We start from the raw sequence: 488 nt of genomic DNA, 5'->3' as shown, positions 1-488 counted from the left end.
AATGAAGCCGATGAGATTACTGGATTTTGGGCGGCGGAGGAAAAGGTATTGGGTCCAGTCCAAGCGTAAGTTCCTCCGCCATTGCCGTTAAGGTTTATTGGACTTCCTACACAAACCGTTAAGTTTGAATTTGTACTTATTGACGGAACAGGCGTAATAGTTACACTAGTAGTTGCTGTGCTAGTGCAGCCATTGGTTGTGACTGTTAATGTATATACTCCTTGGTTATCATCGGTAGAACTTGTAATGATTGGGTTTTGAGAGGTCGAAACAAATCCATTTGGTCCGCTCCAGGAATAGTCTCCGCCTCCTGTAGAAGTCAGGTTTATACTGGATCCTTCACAAATAGTTAAAGATGAGTTTATTGTAATAATTGGCAGAGAATTGACAGTTATTGAAGTAGTGGCAGAGCTTGAACAACCATTCAAAGAAAGAGTAACCGAATATATTCCGCTTTGGTTAAGTGTTGCTGCATTTATGGTAGGATT

General features: G+C 41.0%; 1 pseudogene. It reads right to left on the bottom strand.

The annotated features are described in order from the left end of the window. Window positions 1–488 (bottom strand): annotated as a pseudogene (locus EGI31_RS15250) (immunoglobulin domain-containing protein); the annotation flags it as partial.

The organism is Lacihabitans soyangensis (assembly GCF_024343775.1).
In the GTDB taxonomy this organism is placed as follows: Bacteria; Bacteroidota; Bacteroidia; order Cytophagales; family Spirosomataceae; genus Leadbetterella; species Leadbetterella soyangensis.
Note: the sequence above shows the minus strand (reverse complement) of the source record. Positions and strands in the feature narration are given on the sequence as shown.